Raw genomic sequence first — 4,681 nt, 5'->3', positions numbered from 1 at the left:
GCCCCGCGCTGATGAACGTCGCCTTGCACGGCATGGAACAGGCCGTCGGTGTCCGTCTGCAGTCCACCGGACGCAACGCCGGGAGGACCATGCCGGGCAGCCCGTCCTTGATCAGATACGCCGACGACCTGGTTGTGTTCACGCACTCGCGCGAGCAAGCCGAGGAGGTCAAGGCACAACTCGCCGCCTGGCTGGCGCCCAGAGGTCTGGCCTTCAACGAGGACAAGACGCGCATCGTCCACCTCGACGACGGCTTTGACTTCCTCGGATATACCGTCCGACGCCACCACGGCAAGATGCTGATCAAGCCGAGCAAGACAGCAGTGCGACGCCTCCGCAAACGGCTCGCCGTCGAGGTCAAAGCCCTCAACGGGGCGAACGCCACGGCGGTGATCAGCAAGCTCAACCCGATCATCCGGGGTTGGGCCGCCTACTACCGGAACGCCGTGTCCAGCCGAACATTCAAGGCTCTGGACAACTACATGTGGCGACTCACCTACCGGTGGGCCGTGCGCAGTCACCCGAACAAGTCGAAGCACTGGGTCGTCAACCGACACTTCGGCGCGTTCAACCCGACCAGAGAGGGCCGCTGGGTATTCGGCGATCGGGCGTCCGGTCGCTACCTCCAGAAGTTCTCCTGGACGAAAATCGTCCGCCACCAGATGGTGCCGGGCAGGGCCTCACCCGATAACCCCGCCCTGGCCAACTACTGGTCCCGGCGACGCCGCAGACAACTTCCCGCACTGGACCGCACCACCCTGCGTCTGCTGACGACGCAACGGTGGCGCTGTCCGATCTGCACAGGGTTGCTGCTGCACGCCGAGCACGAGCCGCAAGGCCCCGAACAATGGGGGCAGTGGCTCTCCGCAACCCGCAAGGCGGTCCGCCACCACGCGATCACCGCCAAAGCAGGGCCGGGACCAGCGGACGAACCCGCCGCACTGCAGCTGGTACACGCCCACTGCGCACGTCGGCTCGCCGCCGACAACCATGACGATCAGCCGCTTCTGCCCGCCCGCAAGCCCCAGGGACTTGCTTGAGCCGTGTGCGGCGACGAGCCGCACGCACGGTTCTTAGGGGGCCCGGCCGCAGTAATGCGGCCGGGCTACCCGACACGGTCTTCCACTAGGGTCACGGGGCGTCGAGAACTCCATGATCTTGGAAGGGCACGTCAGTCAGCTGCGGCGTCCTCGGCCTCCCAGCGCAGCAGGTCGCCTGGCTGGCACTTGAGCACCTCGCAGAGCGCGGCGAGGGTCGCGAAGCGCACCGCCTTGGCGCGGCCGTTCTTGAGTACCGCCAGGTTGGCGGGTGTGATCCCTACGCGGTCCGCGAGCTCGCCCACGGACATCTTCCGCCTGGCCAGCATCACGTCGATGTCGACGGCGATCGGCATCAGATCACCTCGTCCAACTCGGCCTGCATCTGCGCCGCTTCGACGTCGCGCGCGACGGCCTGGGCGAGCAGCATCCGCAGCACGCGCACGATGAGCGCGACCCCCAGGATGGCCACGCCAACCCCGCCCATGATGACGGTGACGCCCGGGTCGTCCCGCTGGCCCGGCGCATTGATGGCTGTGACCGCGAACCACACGAGGGCAGCCGCCACGATCGCGCCGATCACGCCGTCCACGTACCGGAAGGCGGCGTGGGAGAACACGGTTCCGTGTCGCACCATCGTCACCAGCCGCCATACGCAGACCAGGGCGACCTGGACCGACACCATGCCCAGGATCGTGATCACGCGCAGCGCGGTCAGCGGGAGCGACCCGTCCTCCGGGTCGCTCCCGCTGACCAATGTCCACACCATCAATGCCTGCACGAACACGGTGCCGGCGAGCACCACCACGAGCAGGGCGCGCAGCGCACGCACGGTCAGCTTTCCCATGACCCATCCTTCCATCGAATCGCGATCGGAATCTATCGAGATTCGATAGGTGAAAGCAAGGGCTGGGACGGAGGGTGGACGGCAGTTTCGCACGGTGGCGGGACGTCGCCGCCTCCCATGGCATGGCGGTTGCGCGAACCGTCTTGATCTTGTCGAAGCCGGCCTCACTTGAACACAAATCGGACGCCACCCGACTACGCCGAAGCCCTGCCATGTAGCCAAGCTCGTCGATGCAGAGGAGGTCGACGCGTCCGTAGCGGGCGATGGTCTTGTTCAGCTGTTTCTCGTCGGCAGCTTCGACCAGGGCGATGAGCATGTGGGACTTGCCGGTGCCGGAGTCGCCAATCAAGCAGAGCGGCTGGCTCTTCTTGATCCACTCGCAGCTGGCAAGCGTGTGGATGGTGGCCGGGTCGATGTTGGGGTTGGCGTCGAAGTCGAACGCCCGCAATTATCTGGGGTAGCGGTGAAGGAGCCTTGCAAAGTCGCTGATCAGGAAGCTGCGGACGCGTCCGAAAGGCGAATGAGGTTCACCCTCTGCCCAGTTGGAGGTAAGGCGGTGTCCTGTTGGAGTGGTGCATCCGTAGGATCACGTCATGACTGCCGATACCCCACTCACCCGAGAGTCGTTCCGGCGCCTTCAGCCGATTAACGCGCCCAGGCCAGTACCTCAGTTGCCCGATCGTGTCTGGACTGACGAGGACTGGGAGCGGATCCGGTACGGATATCGAGCCCGGGACATGGATGAGAAGTGGAACGTCTTCGTCGAAGCCGATGTCGTTTTCATGCACCGGAGTTGGACCGGTCACGGCGTCTATGAGGCGTCCTTTGCCCCCGTGACCGGCGGTGGGAGGAAGATCGCCTCTGCTATGGTGGAGGCCGATGGGGAGCGCTATCGGAGCATGGGTGACGAGTACGACCGTCTGATGATGGAGCTGATCATCAGCGCGATCGTCCTTGGTGAGCCAGCCGCCGAGCTCCGGGCCGGACTCGTGGAGCTGACTGCTCGGGCTTCGGGGAAGAGCGATCTTCCCTCGGGTGCGGTGGAGCACAGTGATTGCGTTCTGGATCATGAGCTCTGGAGCCAGGCGAGTGCTGTCACGGTCTCGTGTTTTGTGACTGGATCACGCGTTGCAAGCGCAGGATCTCGCCGTGTGCAGCGGCCAGTCGTTGTTCGAGTTCTTGGACGCGCTCGCGGTGGGTGGTGCGCTCACGGCGGAGGGCTTCGGTAAGGGTATGAATTACTGTGCCGTCGTCGGCTGAGGGTGCCTTCGGCGGAGACTGGTTCTCGGTACGTTGGCGGGTTCTCTTCACGTTGGATGGCGGCCCGGTGGGTCGGCGGCCGGGCCGGAGAGCTTGGTCATCCAGAGTCACCCGCCGCGGAGGCCCCAGTCGTCGATTCCGCCGTAGATGTGGGCCTCTCGGCATTGAGGTGCAGCGAGGCCGAGGGCTTCGCCGCGGTAGATGGCGATGAGCGAGTCTTTGCCTCGCCACCAGGTGTCGGTGAGCCCCTGGACTTCAGGTATCGGGTCGTATCCGTCGAGCTGCAGTGCCTCAACGGCGTCGCCCTTGATCTTCGTGATGCTCTTGGCCCAGTGTCCTGCGTGGTGGGCCAGCGCCAGGGATTCCACCCACCCCTCCGTGCTGGCGTGCAGCGGAGTCCAGCGGTCGGCGTGGATTCCGAACTCGCCTTCCGGGCCGATCATGAACTCGTAGGCCATGGACACCCGCTCGTCTCCGGCCGGAATCAACCATCCGTCCGCAGCCGAGCCCTCGGGAACGTCAGCGTTCAGAATGCGCGGGCCGCCCTCGTACACGGGGGCCGGCGGCAGGACGATGCCACCCCAGCGATCCTGGAAAGCCACGACGCGGTCGATCTCCGCAGCGGGTATCCCGTCTCTGAGCCAGACGTCCCGGTGGGGCCGGATGTCCGGGCGCGGGACGCGCAGCCCATGCACCTCGACGAAGTACCGGGCTCTGCGACTCAGGCCTTCAGGTGCCAGAGGGGGCAGCGACACACGTGCGTCTGCCATCACGCCCGCCCGTCGCCAGCGGGATGGAGCACGGCCGATGCGATCTCCCGCACCCGGCCTGGGTGATATCACCGGCCGGTGGCGTCAGGCGCGTTCCGGCTCGCTCGTCTCCTCGGCGACCGCGGCCCGGGCGCGCCGTCGGCCCAGCAGGGCGCTTCCCGCGATCACCAGGCCGATGGCGATGACCTTGGCGGCCCCGTAGTGGCCGGTCGCCAGCTCCTCCGGGGCGCCGGGCAACCGGAAAAAGACCCACGCCGCCGCGAGACCCCCGAAGATGATCAGTGAGACAGCCCCCACGTCCCGAGCTCCGCCCACCAGGGCCCCGGGTCGTAACCCCGCTCGTTGGTCTGCTCAACGTCCTTGTCGGTCACGTCTGCTCTCATCTGCGTGTGGTGGCGGTCGCGAGGGAGGACGCGGGCTACGGTGCGGGCGGTTCACCGAGCCGAACATTCCCTGCTGGGAGCCGCATCCTGCCAGCCGTCGAAATCCCACCACGACCGGTTCCGCCGGGACGGAGACGACGCCTACCTGACGATCAACCAGCATCCCGTCCTCCTCAAGCAGGTCGGCCTCCCGCTCGTGGGTGAGCAGCGGGCGGCCAGTGCGGCAGGGACGTATCTCGTACATCTGATGGGTCTCATGCTCGGGTTCACTCCTGTTTCGCAACGGTCACGCGGGACTTGCGGGAGCGCTCCCACACGAGGTTCCGGTGAGGGGCATGCGCGCATCAATACGGGTGCATCAACTGAGGTTCACGAGGTGTACCC

The 4,681-nt window shown here is 66.1% G+C and carries 6 protein-coding genes and 1 pseudogene; 2 read left to right on the top strand and 5 right to left on the bottom strand.

The window, feature by feature from the left end; all coding sequences use genetic code 11:
• Positions 1–1,040 (top strand): group II intron maturase-specific domain-containing protein (locus H1D24_RS41410; RefSeq protein ID WP_258564747.1); only part of this gene is annotated, 1,040 nt, incomplete at its 5' end.
• 131 nt (positions 1,041–1,171) lie between these two features.
• Here H1D24_RS41410 and H1D24_RS41405 read toward each other — a convergent pair.
• The 3 genes and pseudogenes from H1D24_RS41405 to H1D24_RS41395 form a co-directional block, all read right to left on the bottom strand.
• Complete coding sequence (locus H1D24_RS41405) at positions 1,172–1,393, bottom strand: helix-turn-helix domain-containing protein (RefSeq protein ID WP_030944397.1); 222 nt, start codon at positions 1,391–1,393, stop codon at positions 1,172–1,174.
• Positions 1,393–1,884: a DUF2975 domain-containing protein gene (locus H1D24_RS41400; protein WP_181662937.1), complete on the bottom strand. Its 492-nt coding sequence runs from the start codon at positions 1,882–1,884 to the stop codon at positions 1,393–1,395. The genes H1D24_RS41405 and H1D24_RS41400 overlap by 1 nt, the downstream gene beginning before the upstream one ends.
• A gap of 196 nt (positions 1,885–2,080) precedes the next feature.
• Positions 2,081–2,332, bottom strand: a pseudogene (locus H1D24_RS41395) (ATP-binding protein); the annotation flags it as partial.
• 145 nt (positions 2,333–2,477) lie between these two features.
• On the opposite strand from H1D24_RS41395, the gene H1D24_RS41390 reads away from it, so the two are divergent.
• On the top strand, positions 2,478–3,113 hold the full coding sequence (locus tag H1D24_RS41390; protein ID WP_258564746.1) for a hypothetical protein: 636 nt from the start codon (positions 2,478–2,480) through the stop codon (positions 3,111–3,113).
• A 138-nt stretch (positions 3,114–3,251) separates the two neighbouring features.
• Here H1D24_RS41390 and H1D24_RS41385 read toward each other — a convergent pair whose 3' ends face one another.
• Positions 3,252–3,914, bottom strand: coding sequence for a hypothetical protein (locus tag H1D24_RS41385; RefSeq protein WP_181662936.1), 663 nt, complete (start codon positions 3,912–3,914; stop codon positions 3,252–3,254).
• Between the two features lie 84 nt (positions 3,915–3,998).
• Positions 3,999–4,211 (bottom strand): hypothetical protein, encoded by a 213-nt coding sequence (locus H1D24_RS41380; protein ID WP_258564745.1) that lies wholly within the window; start codon positions 4,209–4,211, stop codon positions 3,999–4,001.
• Positions 4,212–4,681 lie beyond the last annotated feature (470 nt).

It is taken from the genome of Streptomyces himalayensis subsp. himalayensis, assembly GCF_013778455.1.
GTDB lineage: Bacteria > Actinomycetota > Actinomycetes > Streptomycetales > Streptomycetaceae > Streptomyces > Streptomyces himalayensis.
Note: the sequence above shows the minus strand (reverse complement) of the source record. Positions and strands in the feature narration are given on the sequence as shown.